Origin of the sequence: Actinomadura sp. WMMB 499, assembly GCF_008824145.1 — a bacterium.
Classification (GTDB): Bacteria; Actinomycetota; Actinomycetes; order Streptosporangiales; family Streptosporangiaceae; genus Spirillospora.
The window spans coordinates 1,324,607-1,349,572 of record NZ_CP044407.1 but is presented as its reverse complement, the minus strand read 5'-3'; the positions used below and the strand labels follow the sequence as shown (position 1 = coordinate 1,349,572).

The following is a 24,966-nucleotide window of genomic DNA, read 5'->3' as shown; positions in this document are numbered from 1 at the left end:
GGCCCCGGTGACCGTCAGGGTGCTGCTGGCCGACGACCAGGAGATGGTCCGCGAGGGGTTCTCGGTGCTGCTCGGCGCGCAGCCCGGCATCGAGGTGGTCGGCGAGGCCGCCGACGGGCACGAGGCCGTCGCCCGGGTCGCCGAGCTGGCGCCCGACGTCGTCCTGATGGACGTGCGAATGCCCGGCATGGACGGCCTGGAGGCCACCCGGCGGATCTCCGCGACCACGAAGGTCATCGTGCTGACCACGTTCGACCTGGACGAGTACGTGTACGGGGCGCTGCGCGCCGGCGCCGCCGGGTTCCTGCTGAAGAAGGCGTCCGCCGGCGCCCTCGCCGAGGCGGTGCGCGTCGTCGCGGACGGCGAGGCGCTGCTGGCCCCGTCGGTCACCCGCCGCCTGATCGCCGAGTTCACCCGGCTCGGCGGCCCCCGCGCGCCGCGCCGCGAGCGGCTCGGACGGCTGACCGAGCGGGAGACCGAGGTCCTCGCCCTCGTCGCGCACGGCCTGTCCAACGGCGAGATCGCCGGACGGCTCGTGCTGGCCGAGCAGACCGTGAAGACGCACGTCAGCAACATCCTCGCCAAGCTCGACCTGCGCGACCGCACGCAGGCCGTCGTGCACGCCTACGAGACCGGCCTCGTCCGCCCGGGCCCCGACGCGCGCTGAACCGTGCCCCCGGGCGGGCATCATCCCCCGCGCGATTGGTTACATCGCCTGTATGGCTGACACCACGAAGAAGATCGGCGACCTCGACGTCTCCGGGCTGTGCCTGGGCGGCAACGTGTTCGGCTGGACGGCCGACCGCGACACCTCGTTCCAGCTCCTGGACGCCTACGCGGCGTCCGGCGGGAACTTCGTCGACACCGCCGACTCGTACATGGCGCACCGCCCCGGCGGCAAGGGCGGCGAGTCCGAGGAGATCATCGGGGAGTGGACGAAGGCGCGCGGCAACCGCGACGACATCGTCATCGCGACCAAGGTCGGCAACCACCCCGAGCGGAAGGGGCTGTCGGCGGCCAACATCAGGGCGGCGGCGGACGACTCCCTGCGGCGGCTGCGCACCGACCGCATCGACCTGTACTACACGCACCGCGACGACGAGTCGGTCCCCGTCGAGGAGATCATGAGGGCGCTGGACGAGCTGGTGCGGGCCGGCAAGGTCCGGCAGATCGCCGTGTCGAACATCGGGCTCGAGCGGCTGGAGGCGTCGCTGGCGTTCGCCGAGTGCGAGGGCACGGCGAGGTACACGGGGATCCAGCCGCACTACAACCTCGTCTCCCGCGACACCTACGAGGGCGCGCGCCGCGACATCGCCGAACGGTACGGGCTCGCCTGCATGCCGTACTACGGCCTCGCCTCCGGGTTCCTCACGGGCAAGTACCGTCCGGGCACCGAGGTCGACAGCGTGCGCGCCGGGGGCGCGGCCAAGCACCTGGAGACCGAGCGCGGACGCCGCGTGCTGCAGGCGCTCGACGAGATCGCGCGGGAGTCGGGCAAGGCCCACGCGACCGTCGCGCTCGCGTGGCTGGCGGCCCGGCCGACCGTCGCGGCGCCCATCGCGAGCGCCCGCACGATGGAGCAGCTCCCGCCGCTGCTGGACGTCCCGCACACGACGCTCACCGCCGACCAGCTGAGCCGCCTCACCGAGGCCTCCGCCTGACTTGTACCGTTCCACGATGTGGATCCGAATTTTTTGATCGTCGGGGGAGTCGCGGCGCTGCTCGGCGCCGTCGTGCAGAGCAGCGTCGGGCTCGGCGTCGGGCTCGTCGCCACACCGGTCATCACGATGCTGTTCCCGTCCCTGATGCCCGGGACGATCCTCGTCGTGGCGGCCGTCCTGCCGCTGGCCACCCTCGCCCAGGAGGCGCGGCACGTCGAGCTGCGCGGCATCGGCTGGGCGTTCGGCGGGCGCGTCGCCGGGACGCCGCTCGGCGTCTGGCTGGTGGCCGCGGTGCCCGCCCGCGCCCTCGGCGTCGTGATCGGCTTCTTCGTGCTGGCCGCGCTCGCCGCCACCGCCTGGACGCGCGAGGTGCCGCGCAACCGCCGCACGCTCACCGCCGCCGGCCTGATCGCGGGCACCACCGGCACCGCGTCCGGCATCGGCGGCCCGCCGATCGCGCTGCTCTACCAGCGGGAGAGCGGCCCGCGCGTGCGCGCCACTCTCGCGCTGTTCTTCGTCGCCGGGACACTGATCTCGCTGGCCGCGCTCGCCGCGTTCGGGCGGCTCTCCGGGGAGCAGGTCACCGCCGGGCTCACGCTCGTCCCGTTCGTCCTGGCCGGGTTCTTCGTCGCCGGGCCGCTCCGCCGCTACCTGGACGCCGGGCGCCTGCGCATCGCGCTGCTGATCGTCGTCGGTGCGTCCGCCGTGACGCTGATCGTCCGTAACCTGATGTGATGCGCCCGACGAAGGCCGATCTGGAGGCCGCCCGCGACCGTGTCGTCCCCGACGTCCTGCCCGCCCCCGGCGGGACGCTCCGCGTCCTGTTCAGCGGGATCAACCCGGGCCTGTACTCCGGCGCGACCGGGCACCACTTCGCCCGTCCGGGCAACCGCTTCTGGCCCGCCCTGCACGCCTCCGGGTTCACGGGCCGCCTGCTCGCGCCGTCCGAGCAGCACCTCCTGCCCGGGTTCGGCCTCGGCATCACGAACCTGGTGCGGCGCACGACCGCGCGTGCCGACGAGCTGACGCCGGACGAGCTCCGCGACGGCGGTCGGCGCCTGCGCGCGCTCGTCGAACGGCACCGGCCCGCCTACCTCGCCGTCGCGGGCGTGACCGCGTACCGCACCGCGTTCGGCCGTCCCGGCACGCGGATCGGCCCCCAGGACGACACGTTCGGCGCGGCCCGCGTGTGGGTCCTCCCGAACCCCAGCGGCCTCAACGCGAGCTGGTCCCTCGACCGCATCGCCGCCGAGTTCGCCCGCCTCCGCGAAGCCGCCGACGCCTTGGCGGCGGACGTCGGCTGACCCGCCGGATTCGCGGCGTCGCGCACGGGGCCGGGTCAGCGTCGCCGGGTCAGCGTTGCCAGGTCTCGGCGAGCATCTTCGGGTCGAAGCTCACGCTGATCGTTTGATCGGCTTCGATCTCCAGGTCGAGCATTCCTCCCGATGTGCCCGTCCGTGCGAGCCGGTAGGTCCGCGCGGCTTCATCCAGGGCGAAGACCTGGACTTTCGGCTCGGGCATGACGTCCACCAGCCAGTACTGGGGGATGCCGATCGCGGCGTATTCCTTGACCTTGCGGACCCGGTCGGTGCGCTCGCTCCGACTGGCGGGAGAAACGACTTCCACGGCCAGCAGCAGTTCTTCCCCCGGGCAACGGACCCGCCGTCCGCTCGTAGAAGGCGTCGTCCACGAGCTTCTTCGGCACCATGAAGACGTCCGGCTTCCGGATGCCCGCAGGGGTGGCGATCTCCCAATCGCCGCCTCTGTCGGAGTAGACGGAGGCCCCCGCTTCGGCGATGGCGTCCTCCAGAAGCTCGTGGATCTTCCTGCATGCGATGTTGTGCGGTGTGCTCGAGGACAGCGGGGTCAGCCACCCGTCTTCGAGTTCCAGGCCGCGGCCTTCGTCCTCTCGGGCGTGCAGATCTTCCACCGTGTACGGGCCGAACCCGTCATCGTCGTGCGCGACGCTCACGTTCCGCTCCCCGTTGGTGGCATGACAGATCCATGCAGGGCTCACAGTGCCCCGCCCGAATTCTCTCACCAAGCGTAGCGGAGTGTTTACCCTCAGGTGACCTTGTTGAGGGCGGCGCCGGCCATCATCGTCTCGACCTCGGCGACGAGTGACGCCGCGGGCTCCCACAGGTCGGTGCGGCCGAGCGCGACGATCGGGCGGGGGAGGGCCCGGACGTCCGCGAGATGCCAGTGGTGCGCGCCCGGCTCGGCCCACGGGCCGCAAGCGCACTCGTCCGTCCCGCCGTCCACCGTCGCCGAGCAGACGGCGGCGAGGTCGGCGACGGCGATGGCGGCGCCGATCGCGGCGAGCGGGTCGCCGGGGTCCCAGCCTGCGGCCTGGACGAGCGGGGAGTCGCACGCCGACAGGTCGACCCGCATGGACGCGTGGATCAGCAGCGGCCCGCGGTAGGCCGTCGGCATGGCCTGGTTCGAGACGCTCTTGCCTCCGCACGCGATCGCGAACGCCCAGGGCTGCTGAACACTTATCGCCTGCACGCGGTCACCTCCAGTGCTCGACCGTCTCCGTCTCCGACGGCGTTTCCGGCGGGTACACCGCGCGGCAATGCCCGAGAGGCTAGGCGCATCGGGGCGGTTGCGCCAACGGAGGAGGTGAGCGGTTCACTCATGCCGTCCATCCCGATCATTCCTGTGACGCGCGAGAAAAGAAAGTGGTTGACGAAACAACTGTGTACCGATGACAGCTCCCGGCCGGCACCGTCACCCCTTGAGGGCGCCGGCCATCAGGCCGCGCATGAAGAAGCGGCCGAGCAGCAGGTAGACGAGGATCGTCGGCAGCGACGCCAGCAGCGCCGACGCCATCTGCACGTTGTACTGGACGGCGACCGCGCCCGAACCCGCGGTGTTGTTCAGCATTACGGTGACGGGCCAGGAGTCCGGCGCGCCGAGGAAGACGGCGAACAGGAAGTCGTTCCAGATCGAGGTGAACTGCCAGATGAGCGTCACCGCGAACGCGGGCGCCGACAGCGGCAGGACGACGGACGCGTACGTGCGGAGCATCCCGGCGCCGTCCACGCGCGCCGCCTCGATCAGCTCGTCCGGGATCGAGACGTAGTAGTTCCGGAAGATCAGCGTGCAGATCGGGATGCCGTAGACGACGTGCACGAGGACGAGCCCCCGGATCGTCCCGACGATCTGCATGTCGGTGAGCAGCCCCGCGAGCGGGATCATCACGGCCTGGTACGGGATGAACATCCCGAAGAGGAACAGCGTGAAGACGGCGTCGGACCCCGGGAACCGCCACTTCGACAGCACGTACCCGTTCATCGAGCCGAGGACGGCCGCGAGCACCGCCCCCGGGATCGCGATCTGGAAGCTGTTGAGGATGCCGGGGCGCAGCTGGTCCCACGCGGCCGTCCAGCCCGACACGCTCCACCGGTCGGGCAGGTTCCACGCGGTGGCGGGCCCGGCCTCCTGCAGCGGCTTGAAGCTGGTCACGAGCAGGACGTACGCGGGCATCAGGAACAGGACGACGAACAGCAGCAGGACGGCCGGGCGGCCGAACCGGACGGCGCGGCTCACCGGGCCCGCTCCGACCGGATCGTCCAGACCAGGTACGGGACGACGAGGACGGCGACCGCGACCAGCAGGTACGTGGCGATGGTGGCGCCGTTCGCCGGATCGTGCCGGTCGAAGATCTCCACGTAGGCGGCGACGGCCGGGACGTAGGTGATGATCTGCTTGCCCGCGATCGCCATGATCAGGTCGAACACCTTCAGCGAGATGTGCCCGAGGATGATCAGCGCGGACAGCGTCACCGGGCGGAGCTGCGGGAACACGACGTGGCGGTAGACCTTCCACTCGGACGCGCCGTCCACCCGGGCCGCCTCGCGCAGCTCCTCGGGCACGCCGCGGAACCCGGCCAGGTACAGCGCCATGACATAGCCGGACATCTGCCAGATCGCTGGGAGCGCCATCGCGGCCATGCCCCAGTCGGGGTGCTGCCACCACGTGTTCGCCAGCGACCCCAGCCCGGCGTCGTGGAACAGCTGGTTGAGGCCGACGGCCCGGTCGGCGGGCGCCGGGTTGAGCAGCCACCGCCACACCACCCCGGCGGCGATGAACGACACGGCCATGGGGAACAGGTAGACGACGCGGAACGACGCCTCCCCGCGGATGCCCTTGTCCATCAGGAACGCGAGGAACGCGCCGAGCAGCAGCGCGCCCAGCACGAACACGGCCGTGAACACCAGCGCGTTGCGCACCGCGCCCGGCCAGCTGGGCTGGTCCCAAAGGTCGACGAAGTTCTTCCCGCCGTCGAACCCGAGCGGGGATACCTCGTCGTGCTTGCCGCTCACCGCGACCCGCGTGTTCCAGAAGATCAGCCCGTAGACGAACAGGCCGATCGCCACGATGGACGGGGAGACCAGCAGCAGGCCCGGCAGCCACCGCCGGACGCGGCGCGCCCTCACTGCCCGCTGTTCTGCGCCGCCCGCACCAGCGCCTGCTGGAGCTTCGCCGGGTCCTTGTGCTGGAGGAACAGGCCGACGGCGGTGTCGATGTCGGTGTGCCACTTGTTGTTGGCCGTCACGCCGTGCCAGAACGAGCCGGCGAGCTTGATGCCCGGCTTGTTCCACTCGGTGATGGCGTACTCCAGGTAGTCCTTGTAGAGGGCCTTGTCGGCGTTCGTGCGCGCCGGGATCGACCCCTTCTTCGGGTTGAACGCGTCCTGGCCCTCCTTGCTCGACACCGTCTTCAGCCAGGCGAGGGCGCCGCCGCGGTGGGGCGCGTTCTCCGGGAGGGTGAAGCTGTCCGACAGCCACATGTAGGTGCCGTCGGTGCCGGGCGCGGGCGCGTAGTCGAAGTCGGTGCCGAGCTTCTTCGCCAGCCCGTTGGGGGCCGGGTTCACGAAGTAGCCGTACGCCCAGTCGCCCATGATGTTGAACGCGGCGCGCCCGTCCACGACGGCCTTCGCGGCGCCCTGCCAGTCGGTGGACGCGGCCTCGGCCGTGGTGTGCTTCATGATCTCGGCGAAGTCGTCGAGCGCCGCGCGGACGGCCGGCGTGCCCCAGTTCGCGCCCGGTTGCCAGAGCGCGTCGTAGGCCTCGGTGCCGAGCGAGCCGAGCAGGACGTTCTCCAGCAGATGGTCGGCCGTCCACTGGGCGCCCAGCGACAGCGGCACCTTGTCGGTCTCGGCGTCGATCTTCCGGAGCGCCGCGATGAACGCGTCGATCGTCTCCGGCGGCCCGTCGACCCCGGCGTCCTCCAGGATGCCCGGGTTGTACCAGAGGACGTTGGAGCGGTGGATGTTCACCGGCACCGAGTAGATGTTTCCCTCGTAGGTGATCTGGTCGATCAGCTGCTTCGGATAGACCTGCCGCAGGCCGTTCTCGTCGTAGAAGTCGTTCAGCGGCTCGATCTGGCCGGCCTTGATGTAGTCGAGCAGTTCGGCCCCGGCGTGGCCCTGGAAGGAGTCCGGCGGCTTGCGGTTCTGCAGCCGGCTCGCGAGGACCGCCTTGGCCTGGGTGCCCGACCCGCCGGCGATGGCCGCGTTGACGAACGTCGTCCCCGGGTTCTGCTTCTCGAACAGGGCCTGCAGCGCGGTCAGCCCCTCGGCCTCGCCGGGGCCCGTCCACCACGAGAAGACCTCGACCTCGGAGCTGTCGTCCGAGCCGCCGTCGCCGCCGCAGCCCGCGAGGGCCAGCACGCCGGCCAGCGCGGCCGCGGCGAACGACGTCGTCCGGCCCCGGCCGGCGGCGTTCCTGCGAGTGCGTCCGAACATCGCCCGTCCCTTCGGTCGCCCGAAAAAACAAGCGTCTGCTCGGTGATCAAGACCGTCAACACCCGTACGGAACAGTGACCCAGCGGTTACATCGGTCCGCCGCGGGTGCCGGGCGGGCTACCAGCCGACGGCTGGCGGCAGGCCCGCCGCGCCCGCGTCCGGCCAGTCGAGCGGCGCGCCCAGCGGCGCCAGCTCGGCCAGCTGCAGCCGGTACCAGAGCGAGGAGTCCGGCCGCCCGGTCAGCTCCAGGCAGCGCTCCCACGGCCACCACTCCGCGTCCTCGACCTCCTCCGGGTTGCGCGCGACGGCCACGCCCGGCGCGACCGTCGCCCGCACCACCGGGCACCGCTCGTGCTCGACCGTCCCGTCCTCGGCGACCGCCCGGTACCGGAACCCCGGCAGGACGGGCGTGAGCGCCGCGCCCTCGATGCCCAGTTCGTCCCGCAGGCGCCGCAGCACCGCGTCCCGCAGCTTCTCGCCGGGGGCCGGATGCCCGCAGCAGCTGCCCGTCCACACCCCCGGGAACGTCCGCTTCGACAGGGCGCGCCGCGTGATCAGCACGCGACCCTCCGTGTCCACCACATAGCATGAAAAAGCCAGGTGGTAGGGCGTGTCGCTATGGTGGCTCGCGGCCTTCGGCGCCGTCCCGACGGCCTCGTCGTCCGCGTTGAGCAGTACGATCTCTTCCTCGCGCATGGCCTCTTACTACCCCATCGGCCTCATCCGGAAAGGCCGTTCGGCCCGGTGACCTCACCTTAGGTGAGCGGTTTCGCACCCGCGGGGGAGACTCCCTCCGGCACGTCTCGATCGATCCGGGATTAGACTCGGAACGGCCCGAGCCAGGGGAGCCCGTCGTCCCCCATGAGGAGTTGAATCGCGTGAGCCTGCTGGAGTCGATCAAGGACCCCGACGACCTCAAGCGACTGGACGCCGCTCAGCTGTCTCGCCTCGCGGAGGAGATCCGCGAGTTCCTGGTCCACGCGGTGTCCAAGACCGGCGGTCACCTCGGCCCGAACCTCGGCGTCGTCGAGCTGACGATCGCGCTGCACCGGGTCTTCGACTCGCCCAAGGACAAGATCCTCTTCGACACGGGCCACCAGGCCTACGTCCACAAGATGCTCACCGGCCGGAAGGACTTCGACCTGCTGCGCAAGCGCGGCGGGCTGTCGGGCTACCCGAGCCACGCCGAGTCCGAGCACGACGTCATCGAGAACTCGCACGCCTCCACCGTCCTGTCCTACGCCGACGGGCTCGCCAAGGCGTTCCAGCTCCGCGGCGAGGACGACCGCGCCGTGGTCGCCGTCGTCGGCGACGGCGCCCTCACCGGCGGCATGTGCTGGGAGGCGCTCAACAACATCGCCGGCGCCGCCGACCGGCCGGTCATCATCGTCGTCAACGACAACGGCCGGTCCTACTCGCCCACCATCGGCGGCCTCGCCGGCCACCTCGCCGACCTGCGCGTGACGCAGGGCTACGAGCAGGCCCTCGACCTCATCAAGAAGACCGTCCCCCGCGCGCCCGTCGTCGGCACCATGGCCTACGAGACGCTGCACGGGATCAAGAAGGGCCTCAAGGACGTCCTGCAGCCGCAGGCCATGTTCGAGGACCTCGGCATGAAGTACGTCGGCCCCATCGACGGGCACGACGAGGACGCCGTCGAGAAGGCGCTGCGCCGCGCCCGCGGCTTCGGCCGCCCGGTCATCGTGCACTGCCTGACCACCAAGGGCCGCGGCTACGCGCCCGCCGAGAACGACACCGAGGACTGCATGCACGGCGGCGGGGCGTTCGACCCCGAGACCGGCAAGTTCCTCCCCAAGGGCGGCGGCACCGCCTGGACCAAGGTGTTCGGCGAGGAGATGGTCGAACTCGGTCGCGAGCGCCGCGACATCGTCGCCATCACCGCCGCGATGCTGCACCCGACGGGTCTCGGGGCCTTCGCCGAGGCGTTCCCCGACCGCGTCTACGACGTCGGGATCGCCGAGCAGCACGCCGTCACCTCCGCGACCGGTCTCGCCATGGGCGGCATGCACCCGGTCGTCGCCGTGTACGCCACGTTCCTCAACCGCGCGTTCGACCAGGTCCTGATGGACGCCGCCCTGCACCGGCAGCCCGTCACCTTCGCCTTGGACCGCTCCGGCGTGACCGGCGACGACGGCGCCAGCCACAACGGCATGTGGGACATGTCGATCCTGCAGATCGTGCCCGGACTGCGGATGGCGGTGCCCCGCGACGGGGCCCGGCTGCGCGAACTCCTGCGCGAGTGCGTCGCCGTCTCCGACGGCCCCACCGCGATCCGCTACCCCAAGGGCTCCGCCGCCGCCGACATCGAGGCGATCGGCAAGGCCGGCGGCATGGACGTCCTCGCCCGCCACGACGGCTCCAACGGCACCCGCGTCCTGCTCGTCGCCGCCGGCGCGATGGCGACGCCCGCGATGGAGGCCGCGAGCCTCATCGCCGCGCAGGGCATCGGCGTCACGGTCGTCGACCCCCGCTGGGTCAAGCCCCTCGACCCGGCCCTGCTCGACCTCGCCCGCGAGCACCGGCTCGTCGCCGTCGCCGAGGACAACGGCCGCACCGGCGCCGTCGGCGACGCCGTAGCCCGCCTCCTGCGCGACGCCGAGGTGGACGTGCCCGTCCGCACGTTCGGCATCCCGCAGGAGTTCCTCGACCACTCCTCGCGCGGCGAGATCCTCGCCGACATCGGCCTCACGCCGCAGGCGCTCGCCCGCGACATCACCGAGTCCGCGACCCGCATCTCCTCCCTCGAGGAGCACGAGCACGCCCCCACCACCGACTGACGCCCGCCCGGAAGCAAGGCGGGTCCCGCGGGCCCCGCGCCGTACGCGCCGCGGGGCCGCGCTCCGGCCGCCGGGGCCGGGGCTCGGCCCAGCGGTGCCGTCACCCGCCTTCGGCGGTGCCGTCACCCGCCTTCGGCGGTGCCGTCACCCGCCTTCGGCGGCGAGGAGCTGCCAGAAGTGCTGGACGGACGCCGCCGCGGTGCCGAGCTCGCGGCCCGCGTACGTCCAGCGGCCGCGCAGCATCCACAGCCGCCCGAAGCCGTCCTGGACGTAGACCTGCAGCGGGAAGCAGGCGTCGTGGGCGCGGATGACGCCCGCGTGGTCGACCGCGGGACGCAGGTCGGGCGCGCCCTCGCAGCGGACGCCCATGACGGCCGTGCGGGGATCCTGGCGGAGGAGCCCCCTTATCAGGTCATGGACGAGTACGGACACGTAGTCGGGACCTAGCCACCTCAGGTCGGGCACAGACTCGGGTGGGGGGAACCCGTACAGTTCTGGACCGCCGGTCACAGGCGGCACGGTAGCGTCCCGGTCACGCCCCCGTCACTACCCGGCGGGCGGTTTGTTGCGGCAGGCCGCGGTCATCGCCTCCCAGCGGCCGAGTTTGACGCGCTCGCCGCGGTCCAGCGAGCGGCCGAGGTCGATCTCGGCGGCGTCCAGGTTCAGCCAGTCGGCGTAGGTGACGACGGGCAGCCCGCGCGACTCGAGGAGCTCCTCCACGGTGTGCTCCGGCGGCCGGCGGTCGGCGGGCAGGTCCGCGAGGAGGTTGCGGACGGTCTCGGCGGCGTCCGACTTGTTCGTGCCGACGACGCCGGTCGGGCCCCGCTTGATCCAGCCGGTGACGTACTCGCCGGGGACCCGGGCGCCGTCCGGGCCGAGGATCCGCCCGCCCTCGTTGGGGACGACGAAGGAGCGCTCGTCGAACGGGACGCCCTCCAGCGGGACGCTCTGGTAGCCGACCGAGCGCAGCACCATGCCGACGGGGAGCGTCTCGTGCTCGCCGGTGCCGGTGACGCGGCCGTCCTCGTCCAGGTGGGTCCGCTCGAGCCGGAGGCCCTCGACCCGGTCGGTGCCGAGGATCTCGGCGGGCGCCCGCCAGAACCGGACGTCGATCCGCCGGGGCCGGTCCGCGGGCGGTTCGGCGGTCCACGCGCCGAGGACCTTGATGTTGCCGCGTACCTTCCGGTCGCTCTCGGCGAGTTCGGCGCTCGCGGGGTCGAGTTCCATGTCCGCGGGATCGACGTGGATCCCGGCGTTCGCCAGGTCGCCGAGCTCGCGGGCCTCCTTGGTGGTGAACTTCGCCTGCGCGGGCCCCCGGCGGCCGATCATGTGGACGCGGCGGACGCGGCTGCGGGAGAGGGCCTCGATGACGTGCTCGGGGACGTCGGTCGAGCGCAGTTCGTCCGACGTCTTGGCGAGGATGCGGACGACGTCGACGGCGACGTTGCCGACGCCGATGACCGCGACCTCCTCGACGGAGAGGTCGAACTCGTGGTCGGCGGCGTCGGGATGGCCGCAGTACCAGTTGACGAAGTCGGTGGCGGCGACGCTGCCGGGCAGGTCCTCGCCGGGGATCCGCAACTGCCGGTCGACCATCGCGCCGGTCGCGTAGATGACGGCGTCGTAGCAGCCGAGCAGGTCGGCGCGGGTGACGTCGCGGCCCAGCTCGACGCACCCGAAGAACCGGACGGCCGGGTTCTCCAGCACCCGCTGCAGGTAGCCGGCGATCGACTTGATCGAGGTGTGGTCGGGCGCCACCCCGTACCGGACCAGCCCGTACGGGGTCGGCAGCCGGTCGAACACGTCGACCCGGACGTCGCCGTCGGCCTGTTTCACCAGGGCCTCGGCAGCGTAGATCCCCGCGGGGCCGGATCCGATCACCGCGACGAGCACAGGAGAAGCCATGCGGGCCATTGTGCACATCGTCTCACTGGATGACACCGTGAGACAGGTCACTCGGCGGACTTCGCGCGGTGACCGCCGCCGGCGGGGCCCAGGCGGCTGTGCCGGCGCCCGTAGAGGAAGTAGACGAGGACGCCGATGGCCATCCAGGCGAGGAACCGGTACCAGGTCTCCAGCGGCAGGTTGATCATCACGAACAGGCAGCCGAGCACCGACAGGATCGGGATGATCGGGACGAACGGCGTGCGGAACGCGCGCGGCAGGTCGGGCCGGGTGCGGCGCAGGATCGGGACGCTCAGCGAGACGACGAGGAACGCGAACAGGGTCCCGATGTTGACCAGCTCGGCGAGTTCGGTCAGCGGGATGAACCCGGCGATGACCGCGGCGATGAGGCCCATCAGGATCGTCGAGCGGTACGGCGTCCGCAGCCGCGGGTGCACGGTGGACAGGAACGGGGGCAGCAGGCCGTCGCGGCTCATCGAGAAGAACACGCGGCTCTGCCCGAGCAGCAGGATGAGGACGACGGACGTGAGCCCGATGACCGCGCCGACGTTGATGATCGTGGCGAACGCGCCCGCGCCGACGACCTCGAACGCGTGCGAGAGCGGCGCCTCCTCGTTCAGCTCCCGGTAGTCCTGCATGCCGACGACGACGGTGGAGACGGCCGCGTACAGGACGGCCGTGATGACCAGGGAGCCGATCAGCCCGATCGGCAGGTCCCGCTGCGGGCGGCGGGCCTCCTCGGCGGTGGTGGCGACGATGTCGAAGCCGATGTAGGCGAAGAAGACGACGGCGATGGCGGAGAAGATGCCGAGCCAGCCGAAGTTGGCCGGGGTGAACCCGAAGATCACCTGCATCAGCGGCGCGTTCACGCCGGATTCCTCGCCGGTCTCCTGCGCGGGCGGGATGAACGGCGAGTAGTTGTCGCCCTTGATGAAGAACAGCCCGGCGAAGATCACCAGCAGCACGATCGTCACTTTGATGGCGACGATCACGGCGTTGACCCGCGAGGACACCTTGATGCCGAGGACGAGCAGCACGGTCACCGCGAGGACGAGCGCGATGGCCGGGATGTTCACCACCCCGCCGTCGCCCGGCGGCGCGGCGATCGACGCGGGGAGGTCGATGCCGATGTCGCTCAGCAGCGACGCGAAGTAGCCCGACCAGCCGACCGAGACGACGGCGGCGGCGAGCGTCAGCTCGAGGATGAGGTCCCAGCCGATGATCCACGCGGGGAACTCGCCGAGGGTCGCGTAGGAGAAGGTGTAGGCGGACCCCGCGACCGGGACGGTCGAGGAGAACTCGGCGTAGCAGAGCGCGGCGAGCCCGCAGACGACGGCGGCGAGGATGAACGAGAGCGCGACCGCGGGACCGGCGTTGTTGCGGGCGACCACGCCGGTGAGCACGAAGATGCCGGTGCCGATGATGACGCCGACGCCGAACACCGTCAGGTCGAGGGCGGACAGCCCCCGCCGGAGCCGGTGCTCCGGGTCCTCGGTGTCGCGGATCGACTGCTCGACCGACTTCTTGCGCAGCAGTTCCATGTTCGGCTCCCCGGGGCGGTCCGACCGTCCTGCGGGCTATGCCCGCTCGAACGCGAATTATGATCAGCCGAAACTAGGAGATGCCCGTGACATGGGCGAATGCCGGGAAAGAGGCGTCCCGAAGCAGGTTCGGGACGCCTCTTGCGGCACTTCGGCCGCACCCCGCGGCCGGTACGGCTACCGGGGGAGCGAGGCCACGCCGGGCTCGAGGAAGCGGCGGCCGGTGGCGCGCTCCGCGACGCCCGCGCGGTCCAGGTACGGGGTGATGCCGCCGAGGTGGAAGGGCCAGCCCGCGCCGAGGATCATGCACAGGTCGATGTCCTCGGGCGCCGCGACGACCCCCTCGTCCAGCATGATGCGGATCTCGTCGGCCAGCGCGTCCAGCGCCCGCGCGAGCACCTGCTCCTCGGTGGACGGCGACGTGCCGCCCGCGAAGATCTCGACGGCCTCGGGGTCGAGCGTGAAGTCCGGCCGGTACACGCCGGGCTTGCCGGACGCGACGAGCTTCGCGAGGTTGTCCGAGAGCGGGAACCGGTCCGGGAACGCCGCGTGCAGCGTCTCGTTGACGTGCAGCGCGATCGCCGGGCCGACCAGCCCCATCAGGACGAACGGCGGCATCGGCAGCCCCAGCGGCGCGGCGGCCCGCTCGGCGACCTCGATCGGGGTGCCCTCGTCGACCGTCTCGACGATCTCGGCGAGCAGCCGCAGCAGGACGCGGTTGACCACGAACGCCGGGGCGTCCTTGACCAGCACGCACGACTTCTTGAGCCGCTTGCCCGTCGCGAACGCGGTGGCGAGCGCGGCGTCGTCCGTCCGGTCGCCCCGGACGATCTCCAGCAGCGGGAGCACGGCGACCGGGTTGAAGAAGTGGAAGCCGACCACCCGCTCCGGGTGCTTCAGCTTCGACGCCATCTCCGTCACCGACAGCGACGAGGTGTTCGTCGCGAGCACGCAGTCGGGTGAGACGTGCTCCTCCAGCTCGGCGAACACCTTCTGCTTGACCGACATCTCCTCGAACACCGCCTCGATGACGAAGTCGGCGTCGTCGAAGGCGTCCTTGGTGAGCGACCCGGTGATGAGCGCCTTGAGGCGGCCGGCCTGGTCGGCGGAGACGCGGCCCTTGCCGAGCAGCTTGTCGATCTCCGCGTGCGCGTGCCCGACGCCCTTGTCCAGGCGCTCCCGGTCGAGGTCGGTGAGCACCACCGGGACCTCCAGGCGGCGCGCGAACAGCAGCGCGAGCTGCGCGGCCATCAGCCCCGCGCCGACCACGCCGACCTTGGTCACCTCGCGGGCCAGGTCCTTGCCGGGCGCCCCGGCGGGCCGCTTCGCGCGCTTCTGCGTCAGGTCGAACGCGTACAGCCCGGCGCGCAGCTCGTCGCTCATGATGAGGTCGGCGAGCGCCTCGTCCTCGGCGGCGAAGCCCTCGTCGCGCGTCCGGTCCTTGGCGGCCGCGACCAGGTCGAGGGCGCGGGTGAACGACGGCGCCGCGCCGTGCAGCTTGGCGTCGAGGTTCCAGCGGGCGCCCGCGATCGCGTCGTCCCACGCCTTGCCCGTGTCGACCGCGGGCCGCTCGACGACGACGTCGCCGTTCAGCACGCGGGCCGTCCAGGCGAGGGACTCCTCGAGGAAGTCGGCCGAGTCGAAGATCGCGTCCGCGATGCCCATCTCGAACGCCTGCCGCGCCTTGAGCATCCGGTTCTGCGCGAGCGGGTTGTCGATCACGACCTTGAGGGCCTTCTCCGCGCCGATCAGGTTCGGCAGGAGGTACGTGCCGCCCCAGCCCGGCACGAGCCCCAGGAACGCCTCCGGCAGCGCGAACGCCGGGACGCCCGCCGAGATCGTCCGGTACGTGCAGTGCAGGCCGACCTCGACGCCGCCGCCCATCGCCGCGCCGTTGTAGTAGGCGAACGAGGGGACGTCCAGCTCGCCGAGGCGCCGGAACACGTCGTGCCCCAGCTTGCCGATGGCCCGCGCGTCCGCGCGGTCCCGGATCAGCGGCACGCCCTTGAGGTCGGCGCCGACCGCGAAGACGAACGGCTTGCCGGTGACGCCGACCGCCGCGATGTCGTCCCGTCCGGCGACCGCGTCGAGGGCCGCGTCCAGCTCGGCGAGCCCGTTCGGGCCGAACGTGTTCGGCTTGGTGTGGTCGTGCCCGTTGTCGAGCGTGATCAGCGCGAGGGTGCCCGCCCCGTACGGCAGCGTCACGTCCCGGACGCGCGCACTGGTGACGGCCTCGTCCTTGAAGATGTCCTTGATGCTCGCGCTCACTTGGCGCCCTCCCACCCGGTGTTCTCCCAGAGGACCGTTCCGCCCATGCCCATGCCCACGCACATCGTGGTCAGTCCGTAGCGGACGTCCGTCCGCTCCCCGAACAGCCGCGCGAGCTGGTTCATCAGCCGGACGCCCGAGGACGCCAGCGGGTGGCCGACCGCGATGGCGCCGCCCCACGGGTTCACCCGCGCGTCGTCTTCGGCGATCTTGAAGTGGTCCAGGAACGCGAGCACCTGCACCGCGAACGCCTCGTTGATCTCGATGAGGCCGATGTCGTCCATGGTCATCGCGTTGCGCGCGAGCAGCCGCTCGGTCGCCGGGACCGGCCCGACGCCCATCACCTCGGGCTCCACGCCCGCGAACGAGAAGTCGACCAGCCGCATCCGCGGCGTCAGCCCCAGCTCGCGGGCGACGTCCTCGGCGGCCAGCAGGCACGCGGTCGCGCCGTCGTTCAGCCCGGCCGCGTTGCCCGCCGTCACGTTGCCGTGCACGCGGAACGGCGTCTTGAGCTTCGCGAGGTCGTCGACCGTCGTGCCGGGCCGCGGCGGCTCGTCCGCGGTCGCCAGGCCCCAGCCCCGCTCGGCCGACCGGACGGCCGTCGGGACCAGGTCCGGCTGGATCTTCCCCGCCTCGTACGCCGCGGCGGTCTTCCGCTGGCTGCGCACCGCGTAGGCGTCCGCGCGCTCCCTGGTGATGCCGGGGTACCGGTCGTGCAGGTTCTCCGCGGTCGAGCCCATGACCAGCGCGGACGGGTCGACGAGCCGGTCGGCGAGGAACCGCGGGTTCGGGTCGACGCCCTCGCCCATCGGGTGCCGACCCATGTGCTCGACGCCGCCCGCGATGGCGACGTCGTAGGAGCCGAACGAGATGCCCGCGCCCGACGTCGTCACGGCCGTCATCGCGCCCGCGCACATCCGGTCGATCGCGTAGCCGGGGACGCTCTTGGGCAGCCCGGCCAGCACGGCGGCCGACCGCCCGATGGTCAGGCCCTGGTCGCCGGTCTGGGTGGTGGCCGCGATCGCGACCTCGTCCACCCGCTCCGGCGGGAGGGACGGGTTGCGGCGCAGCAGCTCGCGGATCGCCCGGACGACCATGTCGTCCGCGCGGGTCTCCGCGTACAGCCCCTTGGGGCCGGCCTTGCCGAACGGCGTGCGTACGCCGTCGACGAACACGACGTCGCGTGCGGTGCGAGGCACGGGTGCGTCCTCCCTGTGCTGGGCTCGGTGGTCGCACCTATGCTACTCGTCAGTAACTACTGATCCGGGTGGCCGGTGCCGGCGGCTCCGCCCGCTCCCGGGCGTCCAGCGCCGCCAGTACCCCGGCCGCCAGTACGGCCCCGAGCACGATGCCGATAAGAACCACCTGGAGACGTATCCGCAGGACAGGGGCTTGACACTCGTTCCGCACCAGCCGCCGCAACCAGTCGCGCAACTCCGCCGGCGGCGGGACCTCGGTTCCCGCCCGCAGCGACAGCAGCGCCGACCGGACGGCCGCGACCGCCCGGTCGTGGTCGCCGAGCAGCTCCTCGGCGTACTCGATCAGATCGGGACCGTGGACGTCGTAGACGCGGCCGACCGCTCCGGGACGCCGGGCGCGCAGCGCCCGCACCAGCCGCACGTCCTCCGCCGGATGACTCGTATGTATGGACACGCCCGGATTATTGGCGCACGGACGTCCCCGGCAATGTGCCCCGGACGCACACCCCGCGAGCGTCCCTTTGTCAACGAAGTGACATGCGGACCGCGTCAACGAAGGGACGGTGCGGGCAGCCGCACGGTGATCGACAGGCCGCCCTCCGGGCGCGGAACCGTCTCGATGGAGCCCCCGTGCGCGCCGACCACGGCCCGCACGATCGACAGCCCGAGGCCCGCGCCGTCCGCCGATCCCACCCGGTCGGCCCGCAGCCGCCGGAACGGCTCGAAGATGTTCGCCACCTCGTACTCCGGGACGATCCTCCCCGTGTTCACGACCTCGACGAACCCCTCGTGCCCGGCGGTCCCCGTCCGCACCCGCACCCACCCGTCCGGCACGTTGTACTTCACCGCGTTCTCCACGAGGTTCGCGACGCATCGCTCCAGCAGCACCGGATCCCCCGAGACCCGCGCCGGGTCCAGCCGCGCCTCGAAGTCCCGGTCGAACTGGTCGAGGGCGCCCCGCGCGACCTCCGCCAGGTCCAGCTCGTCCGGCGCGGCCGGCTCCCGCTCCGAGCGCGCCAGCAGCAGCAACCCGTCGATCAGCCGCTCGTGCCGCGCGGTGTTGCCCAGCAGCACGTCCGCCAGCGCCTTGGTCTCCGGCGGGTTCCGCTTGCTCGCCAGCGCGACCTCCAGCACCGTCCGGTTGATCGTCAGCGGCGTCCGCAGCTCGTGCGACGCGTTCGCCACGAACCGCCGCTGCGCGTCGAACGCCCGGTGCAGCCGGTCGAGCATCCCGTCGAAGGTGTCCGCCAGGTCCTTGATCTCGTCCTGCGGGCCCGCCAGCCCGATCCGCTCGTACAGCGTGCTCTCCGACAGCCGCCGCGCCGTCGCCGTCACCGTGTGGATCGGCCGCAGCACCCGGCCCGCCACCACGTACCCGATCGCCACCGCGACGACCCCGAGCGCCCCCATCGTCACGAGCGCTCCCCGCAGCAACCGCTCCAGCACGTTCGCCTTCCGCTCCGCCATCGCCTGCTCGGCGCGCCCCCGCAGGTCCATCAGCGCGCCGACCCGGTCGCCCGCGGTGAGCGCCTGCAGGTCGGCGTTCGTGATCGCCGGATCGTCCTCCAGCCCGAACCCGGCGTCCATGCTCCGGACCGTCATCCAGTACGTCACCGCCACCAGCACCGCCGACGTCACCAGGAACAGCGACCCGTACACCAGCGTCAGCCGCGTCCGGACGCTCAGCCGGTTCACCGCTCCTCCAGCCGGTATCCCGCCCCCGTGACCGTCTCGATCAGCGGCGGATCGCCCAGCTTCCGGCGCAGCGTCGCCATCGTCACCCGCACGATGTTGCTGAACGGGTCGATGTGCTCGTCCCACGCCCGCTCCAGCAGCGCCTCCGCGCTCACCACCCCGCCGTCCGCCCGCAGCAGTTCCTCGAGGACGGCGAACTCCTTGTTCGTGAGCCGCAGGTCCCGGCCGTCCCGCCGCACCCGCCGCCGGTGCGGGTCCAGCCGCACACCGCGCACCTCGAGCACCGGCGGCACCGCGCGTCCCGCCCGCCGCCCGAGCGCCCGGACCCGCGCGACCAGCTCCCCGAACACGAACGGCTTCGGCAGGTAGTCGTCGGCCCCGAGGGCGAGCCCGTCCACCCGGTCCTCGACGTCCCCGGACGCCGTCAGCATCAGGATCCGCGCCTGCCCCCGCCCGGCGACCTCCCGGCAGACGTCGTCGCCGTGCACCGTCGGGAGATCCCGGTCGAGCACGATGACGTCGTATTCGTTGTACGACGCGCGTTCGATCGCGACGTCCCCGTCGTACGCCACGTCGACGGCGATCGCCTCCTCGCGCAGCCCCTCGGCGATCGCGTCCGCCAGCACCCGTTCGTCCTCGACGATCAGAACCCGCATGCGGCGAGCATGCCGGTCGGGACGTTAAACCGGGGTAAGTCTCAGCAAGCCCGGATAAGGCTCAGCGCAGCCAGGGCAGCAGCCGGGCTCGCCTCGGAGTCGGCTCGGGCGGCGCGAACGCGGCGTCGACGCCGGGGAGCCAGTAGCAGGTCTCGAGAGTCTTGAGGTCGGCCCAGCGGCGAAGCTTCGCGGACTGCGCGAGCGCGGACGCTGTGGCCGCGGCGAGCAGGACCGCGCAGCTGATCGCGGCGGGGCGGGAGCCGCCCGCGACCGCCTCGACCACACCGGCGATCGCCCCGAAGAACAGGGGGAACGCGCAGTTGCGGATCATCAGGCCCACCGCCCGGAACCGGGCTATCTCCTGCGCCGTTTCGCGGTCGCGCATTTCGATGACCGCCTGGAGAACCGTCGGATGCGCGTCCAGATACGGCCGTCCGTCGGCCTGCGGGACCCGCCGGGCGAACTCGTTCCGCGCGTCCGTCCAGGCACCGGCCCATGGCATGGCGAAATTGAGGAGTGACCCGAGGAAGTAGGTGACCTGACCGAGCAGGTACGAAGCGACGATGACGCCACCAACGAGAATGATCGTCGGTGGATCATCCAGATGGGAGATCTGGAGCCAATCCAGCCGCACGCCGACATAGATTCCAAAGGCGAGATAGAGCGCCCCCGGAATGGCATAGGCAAAAAGGTCGAAGACTCCGACGCTGACCCTCACGCATCTTCGACGCCCCCGCCGGTCCCTGGGTTCCGCGGTCGAGCCAGGGCGTCCGGATGCGGCGCGAAGGCTAGGTCGCCACCGTGACGACGTTGCGGACGTCCACGTGTCACCCGACCTCCGCCACGGCGTTCTGCCGCTCCGGGCGCGAGTACCTACACGGCCTCGGTGAGGGACTCCGCCAGGCGGTCGGCGAGCTCGGTGAGCCGGTCCAGCCACGGCCCGCCGCGCGCGACGCCGAACCCGTGGCGCCGTCCGTGGAACGCGGCCTGCACCGCGTGCAGCTGGGCCCAGCGCCGGACGCGTTCGCGATCGAGCTCCGCGGCCTCGGCGAAGACGTCCACGACGCGCCGGACGGCCCGGTGGGGATCGTCCGACTCCAGGAACGTCAGCGCACGCGCCATGAGCAGCGTGCCGCCGTCGTAGGCGGGGTCCCCGACGACGCCCTTCGGATCGACGGCCAGCCACGGTTCCCGTTCGGCGCGCAGGACGTTCCCCGGGTGCAGGTCGCCGTGGACGAGCGTCTCCGGCTGGTCGCGGCCCAGCTCCCGGACGGTCGCGAGCGCGGCGTCCACGACGCCCCGGGGCATCGTGTGCGGCAGTTCCGCGGCGTCCGCTCGCAGCCCGTCCGCCCACTCGTCCGCCCGATCCGCCAGCCGGGGCAGGCCGGGCGGCGCCGGGACGGCCAGCCGGCGACCGAGCCGCCCCGCGACCGCCACCACCTCGTCGCCGTCCCCGACCTCCGCGAGCGTCGACGTCCCGGCCCGTTCGAGCAGCATCGCGAACCGCGCGTCGTCGCGTTCGTGCAGCAGCACCGCCCCGCGACCGCTCCATACCGCGAACGCGTCCGGTTCGTGCACGTTGCCGGGATGCGGGAACGACACCTTCACGACGGCGGTCTCCGCGCTGCGCTTGACCGGGACGATGACCGCGACGCGCCCGTGCACGACCTCGCCGTCCGGCACGCACCCCCAGGTCTCCAGCAGCTCGTCCACGATCCCCGGCAGTCCGGCGAGCCACGCCGCACCCGGCGGTCCCTCGCGCCCGATGGTCTCCCGCGCGAACGCCTCCGACACCTCGATCACCCGTGCACCCTACGACGCCCCGCGACGTCCGTGCGCCCTTGGCGGGCGGCAGCACGCGCAAAGCGGTCGCCCGCGGCCTCGCGCCCGAGTGCCTTCGGCACCGCGCGGTCGCCGATCTCCGCACGGCGGCCCGCGACTCTCTCACCGGCACCCGCGGACGACGACCCGGACGACGCGGCTAACCCGCGTTTAACACCGTGGGGTGTGCCATGGGCGCGGTCGGGGCAGGGTGCGCCGGCGGGAAGGGTGTCATGGATCGTCGGGTTCGGGTCGCCGTGGTGGCGGCGGCCGTGGGGCTGGGGCTCGCGGGGTGCGGGGGAGGCGAGGGGGCCACGGCGGCGCCCTCGGAGTCGATGGCGGCGGAGGACGCGCAGCTGGAGTTCGCGCGGTGCATGCGGGAGAACGGCGTCGACGTGCCCGATCCGGGGACCGGGGACGGCGGGGAGACGCGGTTCGGGAAGGACGTCGACCGGGGGAGGCTGGAGCGGGCGCTCGAGAAGTGCCAGTCGTGGCTGCAGGCCGGGGGAGTGCTGCCGGATCTGGCGGATCCCGAGGTTCGCGACCGGTACGTGAAGTTCGCGCAGTGCATGCGGGAGCACGGGGTCGACGTCCCGGACCCCGGGCCGGACGGGCGGCTCGAGTTGCCGACGGGGGCGGTCGGTCAGGGGCGGGCCGAGAAGGCGCGGGAGGCGTGCGGGGATCTGCTGCCGGGGACGGGACGGTGAGGCGCGCCGTGGTGGCGGGTGCCGTCGCGGGCGCCGTGGCCGTGGGCGGCGCGGTCGCCGTCCGGGCGGCGGGCGGCGAGGAGGCGCGGGCCGGACGGACGGCCGCGCCCGCGACGGCCCTCGTGGAGCGCGGCGATCTGGTCGACACCGAGACCGTGGACGGGACGCTGACGTACGCGGACGTGTCGGACGTCCGGACGGGGGCGAACGGGGTCGTCACGTGGGCGCCCCGGGAGGGCACGAGGGTCGGGCGCGGGGAGACGCTGATCGGTGTCGAGGGACGGCCGGTGACGTTGATGTACGGGGACGCCCCCATGTACCGGACGCTCGGGCAGGGCGCGGAGGGCAAGGACGTCCGGCTGCTCGAGGAGAACCTGGAGGCGCTCGGGTACGGGCCGATGACCGTGGACGGCGAGTTCACCGCGGCCACCGCGGCGGCGGTGTGCGCCTGGCAGGACGATCGGGGCCTGCCGGAGACCGGGACGGTCGGCGCCGCGCAGGTGGTGTTCCACGGCGGGGCCGTCCGGGTGCGCGAGGTGAAGGCGCCCGAGGGGGGACGGGCGTCGCCGGGGCAGCCCGTCCTGACGGTGTCGGGAACCGGGCGCGTGGTGCACGTGGACCTGGACGCCGACCGGCAGGACCTCGCGGAGGAGGGGGCGGCGGCGACGGTCGAGCTGCCCGGCGGGACGCGCGTCGAGGGGACGGTCGCCGAGGTCGGGGCGGTCGCGGAGAGCGGCGGGAAGGACGGAAACGCCACGGTGGACGTCGAGATCGCGGTGGACTACGACGGGCGGTTCGACGAGGCGCCGGTGAGCGTGGGGCTGGTCGGCGAGCGGCGGGAGGACGTCCTGTCGGTGCCGGTCGAGGCGCTGCTGGCGGTTCGCGGCGGGTTCGGGGTCGAGGTGGTCGAGGGCGCCCGGACGCGGGTGGTGCCGGTGGAGACCGGGGCGTTCGGCGGCGGACGCGTCGAGGTGTCCGGGGTCCGCGCGGGGACGAAGGTGGGGGTGCCCGCCGGATGAACATCGTGGAGCTCGAAGGCGTGACGAAGGAGTATCCGGGTGCCGCCGCGCTGCGGGGCGTCGACCTGGTGATCGCGCGCGGGGAGGCGGTGGCGATCGTGGGGCCGTCGGGTTCGGGGAAGTCGACGCTGCTGCACGTGGTGGGGACGCTCGACCGTCCGACGGCGGGGGCGGTGACGATCGCCGGGCACTCCGTCGCGGGGGCCGACGGCGCGGGCCTGCCGGACCGGGAGCTGTCGGCGCTGCGGGCCCGGCACATCGGGTTCGTGTTCCAGCACTTCCACCTCGCGGACGGCGTGCCGGCGGTCGACGGCGTGGCCGACGGCCTCCTGTACGCGGGGGTGCGGCGGGCCGAGCGCAGGGAGCGGGCGCGGGCGGCGCTGGACCGGGTGGGGCTCGGCGGCCGGGCCGGGCACCGTCCGCACGAGTTGTCGGGCGGCGAACGGCAGCGGGTCGCGGTGGCGCGCGCCGTGGTCGGCGAGCCCGGCCTGCTGCTCGCGGACGAGCCCACCGGCAACCTCGACGCCGCCGCGGGCGCCGAGGTCCTGGCGCTGCTGGACGAGCTGGGGCGCGGCGGCACGACCGTCGCGGTCGTCACGCACGATCCGGACGTCGCCGCCCGGATGCCGCGGCGGGTGCGGGTCGCCGACGGCCGGGTCGTCGCGGACGAGCGCGCGGGGGCCGTCCGATGAGCGGGGGGCTCGAACCGGCGCGGCTCGCGCCGGGGGACGTGCTGCGCGCGGGCCTCGCGGGGCCGCGGGCGCGGCCGGCGCGGGCCGTGCTGGCCGCGCTCGGGGTCGCGCTCGGGATCGCCACGATGACCGGGGTGATCGGGATCTCCGCGTCCGGGCAGGAGGACATGCTGCGGCGGCTGGACCGGCTCGGCACGAACCTGCTGATGGCCGGGCCCGGCGAGACCCTGTTCGGGGACGAGGCGGAGCTGCCGCGCGCGGCGCCGGGCATGGCGCGCCGCATCGAGGGGGTGACCTCGGTCGCCGCGACGGGCGCGGTCGACGCGACCGTCCGGCGGACGGGCGCCATCCCCGCGGAGGTGACGCACGGGATCAGCGTGCAGGCCGCGACGACCGGGCTGCCCGGGACGCTGCGGGCCCGCGCCGCGACGGGGCGGACGCTGAACGGCGCGAACGCCCGGTACCCGGGGGTGGTGCTCGGCGCGGAGGCGGCGCGGCGGCTGGGCGTCGACCGGCCGGGGGCGCGGGTGTGGATCGGCGACCGGTGGTTCGGAGTCCTCGGGGTGCTGGCGCCCGCCGGGCTCGCCCCGGAGATCGACCGGTCGGCGCTCGTCGGCTGGGCGGCGGCCGAGCGGTACCTCGGGTTCGACGGCCACCCGACGACGATCTACGTGCGGGCGGCGGACGGGGCGGTGCCGGGCGTCCGGGACGCCCTGGCGCGGACGGTCGACCCGGAGCATCCGGAGCAGGTCCGGGTGAGCCGCCCGTCGGACGCGCTGGCGGCGAAGGCCGCGGCGGCCGGGGCGTTCACCGGGGTGCTGCTGGGGCTCGGGGCGGTGGCGCTGCTGGTCGGGGGCGTGGGCGTCGCGAACACGATGGTGATCTCGGTGCTGGAGCGGCGCCGCGAGATCGGGCTGCGCCGGTCGCTGGGCGCGACCCGCGCGCAGGTGCGGACGCAGTTCCTGGCCGAGTCGCTGCTGCTGTCGGGTTTCGGTGGCGCGGCGGGGACGGTGCTGGGCGCGGCCGTCACCGCGGGGTTCGCGCTCGTCCGGGGGTGGCCGCCGGTCGTGCCGGTCTGGGCGCTCGGCGGGGCGCTCGCGGCGACGTTGCTGGTCGGCGCGGTGGCGGGGCTGTATCCGGCGATGCGGGCGGCGCGGTCGTCGCCGACGGCGGCTCTGGCCACGGCGTGAGGAGTCGGGGCATGATTGGGACGCCGACGACGTCCCGCCCCCGGGGAGGTGTCCCGACCGTC

The 24,966-nt window shown here is 72.8% G+C and carries 25 protein-coding genes; 9 read left to right on the top strand and 16 right to left on the bottom strand.

Annotated features, from left to right (window positions below; all coding sequences use genetic code 11):
- Nucleotides 1-7 precede the first annotated feature (7 nt).
- From F7P10_RS05760 to mug, 4 genes are read left to right on the top strand one after another with little or no spacing between them, the layout of a single operon-like run.
- Complete coding sequence (locus tag F7P10_RS05760; protein WP_151008404.1) at nucleotides 8-667, top strand: response regulator transcription factor; 660 nt, start codon at nucleotides 8-10, stop codon at nucleotides 665-667.
- A gap of 52 nt (nucleotides 668-719) precedes the next feature.
- The gene (locus tag F7P10_RS05755; RefSeq protein ID WP_151008403.1) at nucleotides 720-1,661 is read left to right on the top strand and encodes an aldo/keto reductase; all 942 of its coding nucleotides are present in this window, start codon (nucleotides 720-722) and stop codon (nucleotides 1,659-1,661) included.
- 18 nt (nucleotides 1,662-1,679) lie between these two features.
- Nucleotides 1,680-2,396: a sulfite exporter TauE/SafE family protein gene (locus F7P10_RS05750; RefSeq protein WP_151008402.1), complete on the top strand. Its 717-nt coding sequence runs from the start codon at nucleotides 1,680-1,682 to the stop codon at nucleotides 2,394-2,396.
- A complete protein-coding gene (gene mug / locus F7P10_RS05745; RefSeq protein ID WP_176611313.1) occupies nucleotides 2,396-2,965 on the top strand; it encodes a G/U mismatch-specific DNA glycosylase in 570 nt (189 codons plus the stop codon). The genes F7P10_RS05750 and mug overlap by 1 nt, the downstream gene beginning before the upstream one ends.
- A 49-nt stretch (nucleotides 2,966-3,014) precedes the next feature.
- Here mug and F7P10_RS05740 read toward each other — a convergent pair whose 3' ends face one another.
- From F7P10_RS05740 to idi, 6 genes are all read right to left on the bottom strand, one after another.
- The gene (locus F7P10_RS05740) at nucleotides 3,015-3,287 is read right to left on the bottom strand and encodes a Uma2 family endonuclease (RefSeq protein ID WP_254716425.1); all 273 of its coding nucleotides are present in this window, start codon (nucleotides 3,285-3,287) and stop codon (nucleotides 3,015-3,017) included.
- Nucleotides 3,288-3,725: 438 nt separating this feature from the next.
- The gene (locus tag F7P10_RS05735; RefSeq protein WP_151008399.1) at nucleotides 3,726-4,169 is read right to left on the bottom strand and encodes a hypothetical protein; all 444 of its coding nucleotides are present in this window, start codon (nucleotides 4,167-4,169) and stop codon (nucleotides 3,726-3,728) included.
- A 222-nt stretch (nucleotides 4,170-4,391) separates the two neighbouring features.
- A complete protein-coding gene (locus F7P10_RS05730; protein WP_151017859.1) occupies nucleotides 4,392-5,150 on the bottom strand; it encodes a carbohydrate ABC transporter permease in 759 nt (252 codons plus the stop codon).
- Between the two features lie 59 nt (nucleotides 5,151-5,209).
- Complete coding sequence (locus tag F7P10_RS05725; RefSeq protein ID WP_254716424.1) at nucleotides 5,210-6,103, bottom strand: carbohydrate ABC transporter permease; 894 nt, start codon at nucleotides 6,101-6,103, stop codon at nucleotides 5,210-5,212.
- Nucleotides 6,100-7,413, bottom strand: a complete 1,314-nt coding sequence (locus F7P10_RS05720) for an ABC transporter substrate-binding protein (RefSeq protein WP_151008398.1) — start codon at nucleotides 7,411-7,413, stop codon at nucleotides 6,100-6,102. Before F7P10_RS05720 ends, F7P10_RS05725 begins: the two co-directional genes overlap by 4 nt.
- 117 nt (nucleotides 7,414-7,530) lie before the next feature.
- The gene (idi, locus tag F7P10_RS05715) at nucleotides 7,531-8,109 is read right to left on the bottom strand and encodes an isopentenyl-diphosphate Delta-isomerase (protein WP_151008397.1); all 579 of its coding nucleotides are present in this window, start codon (nucleotides 8,107-8,109) and stop codon (nucleotides 7,531-7,533) included.
- Between the two features lie 182 nt (nucleotides 8,110-8,291).
- On the opposite strand from idi, the gene dxs reads away from it, so the two are divergent.
- Complete coding sequence (gene dxs / locus F7P10_RS05710; RefSeq protein ID WP_151008396.1) at nucleotides 8,292-10,211, top strand: 1-deoxy-D-xylulose-5-phosphate synthase; 1,920 nt, start codon at nucleotides 8,292-8,294, stop codon at nucleotides 10,209-10,211.
- 144 nt (nucleotides 10,212-10,355) lie between these two features.
- Here dxs and F7P10_RS05705 read toward each other — a convergent pair whose 3' ends face one another.
- From F7P10_RS05705 to F7P10_RS05660, 10 genes are all read right to left on the bottom strand, one after another.
- Complete coding sequence (locus F7P10_RS05705; protein ID WP_254716423.1) at nucleotides 10,356-10,643, bottom strand: hypothetical protein; 288 nt, start codon at nucleotides 10,641-10,643, stop codon at nucleotides 10,356-10,358.
- A 114-nt stretch (nucleotides 10,644-10,757) separates the two neighbouring features.
- Nucleotides 10,758-12,116: an FAD-dependent oxidoreductase gene (locus F7P10_RS05700; protein WP_151008394.1), complete on the bottom strand. Its 1,359-nt coding sequence runs from the start codon at nucleotides 12,114-12,116 to the stop codon at nucleotides 10,758-10,760.
- Nucleotides 12,117-12,163: 47 nt separating this feature from the next.
- Nucleotides 12,164-13,657 carry an amino acid permease gene (locus tag F7P10_RS05695; RefSeq protein WP_151008393.1) on the bottom strand — a complete coding sequence of 498 codons (1,494 nt, stop codon included), beginning with the start codon at nucleotides 13,655-13,657 and terminating at the stop codon, nucleotides 12,164-12,166.
- Between the two features lie 177 nt (nucleotides 13,658-13,834).
- Entirely contained in the window at nucleotides 13,835-15,925 is a 2,091-nt protein-coding gene (locus F7P10_RS05690; RefSeq protein WP_151008392.1) for a 3-hydroxyacyl-CoA dehydrogenase NAD-binding domain-containing protein, read from the bottom strand.
- Nucleotides 15,922-17,124: a thiolase family protein gene (locus F7P10_RS05685; RefSeq protein WP_151008391.1), complete on the bottom strand. Its 1,203-nt coding sequence runs from the start codon at nucleotides 17,122-17,124 to the stop codon at nucleotides 15,922-15,924. Before F7P10_RS05685 ends, F7P10_RS05690 begins: the two co-directional genes overlap by 4 nt.
- Nucleotides 17,125-17,173: 49 nt before the next feature.
- On the bottom strand, nucleotides 17,174-17,578 hold the full coding sequence (locus tag F7P10_RS05680) for a hypothetical protein (RefSeq protein WP_151008390.1): 405 nt from the start codon (nucleotides 17,576-17,578) through the stop codon (nucleotides 17,174-17,176).
- Nucleotides 17,579-17,673: 95 nt separating this feature from the next.
- A complete protein-coding gene (locus F7P10_RS05675) occupies nucleotides 17,674-18,819 on the bottom strand; it encodes a cell wall metabolism sensor histidine kinase WalK (RefSeq protein ID WP_254716422.1) in 1,146 nt (381 codons plus the stop codon).
- Nucleotides 18,816-19,475, bottom strand: a complete 660-nt coding sequence (locus F7P10_RS05670; protein ID WP_151008389.1) for a response regulator transcription factor — start codon at nucleotides 19,473-19,475, stop codon at nucleotides 18,816-18,818. The genes F7P10_RS05675 and F7P10_RS05670 overlap by 4 nt, the downstream gene beginning before the upstream one ends.
- A 61-nt stretch (nucleotides 19,476-19,536) precedes the next feature.
- The gene (locus F7P10_RS05665; RefSeq protein WP_151008388.1) at nucleotides 19,537-20,193 is read right to left on the bottom strand and encodes a hypothetical protein; all 657 of its coding nucleotides are present in this window, start codon (nucleotides 20,191-20,193) and stop codon (nucleotides 19,537-19,539) included.
- A gap of 155 nt (nucleotides 20,194-20,348) precedes the next feature.
- Entirely contained in the window at nucleotides 20,349-21,278 is a 930-nt protein-coding gene (locus F7P10_RS05660; RefSeq protein ID WP_151008387.1) for an aminoglycoside phosphotransferase family protein, read from the bottom strand.
- 251 nt (nucleotides 21,279-21,529) lie between these two features.
- Between F7P10_RS05660 and F7P10_RS44995 the strand changes: the two genes are divergently transcribed.
- From F7P10_RS44995 to F7P10_RS05640, 4 genes are read left to right on the top strand one after another with little or no spacing between them, the layout of a single operon-like run.
- Nucleotides 21,530-22,003, top strand: coding sequence for a hypothetical protein (locus tag F7P10_RS44995; protein WP_151008386.1), 474 nt, complete (start codon nucleotides 21,530-21,532; stop codon nucleotides 22,001-22,003).
- A complete protein-coding gene (locus tag F7P10_RS05650) occupies nucleotides 22,000-23,022 on the top strand; it encodes a peptidoglycan-binding protein (protein WP_254716421.1) in 1,023 nt (340 codons plus the stop codon). The genes F7P10_RS44995 and F7P10_RS05650 overlap by 4 nt, the downstream gene beginning before the upstream one ends.
- Nucleotides 23,019-23,714 carry an ABC transporter ATP-binding protein gene (locus F7P10_RS05645; RefSeq protein ID WP_151008385.1) on the top strand — a complete coding sequence of 232 codons (696 nt, stop codon included), beginning with the start codon at nucleotides 23,019-23,021 and terminating at the stop codon, nucleotides 23,712-23,714. The genes F7P10_RS05650 and F7P10_RS05645 overlap by 4 nt, the downstream gene beginning before the upstream one ends.
- Nucleotides 23,711-24,904 carry an ABC transporter permease gene (locus tag F7P10_RS05640; protein WP_151008384.1) on the top strand — a complete coding sequence of 398 codons (1,194 nt, stop codon included), beginning with the start codon at nucleotides 23,711-23,713 and terminating at the stop codon, nucleotides 24,902-24,904. The genes F7P10_RS05645 and F7P10_RS05640 overlap by 4 nt, the downstream gene beginning before the upstream one ends.
- The last annotated feature ends 62 nt before the right edge of the window (nucleotides 24,905-24,966 follow it).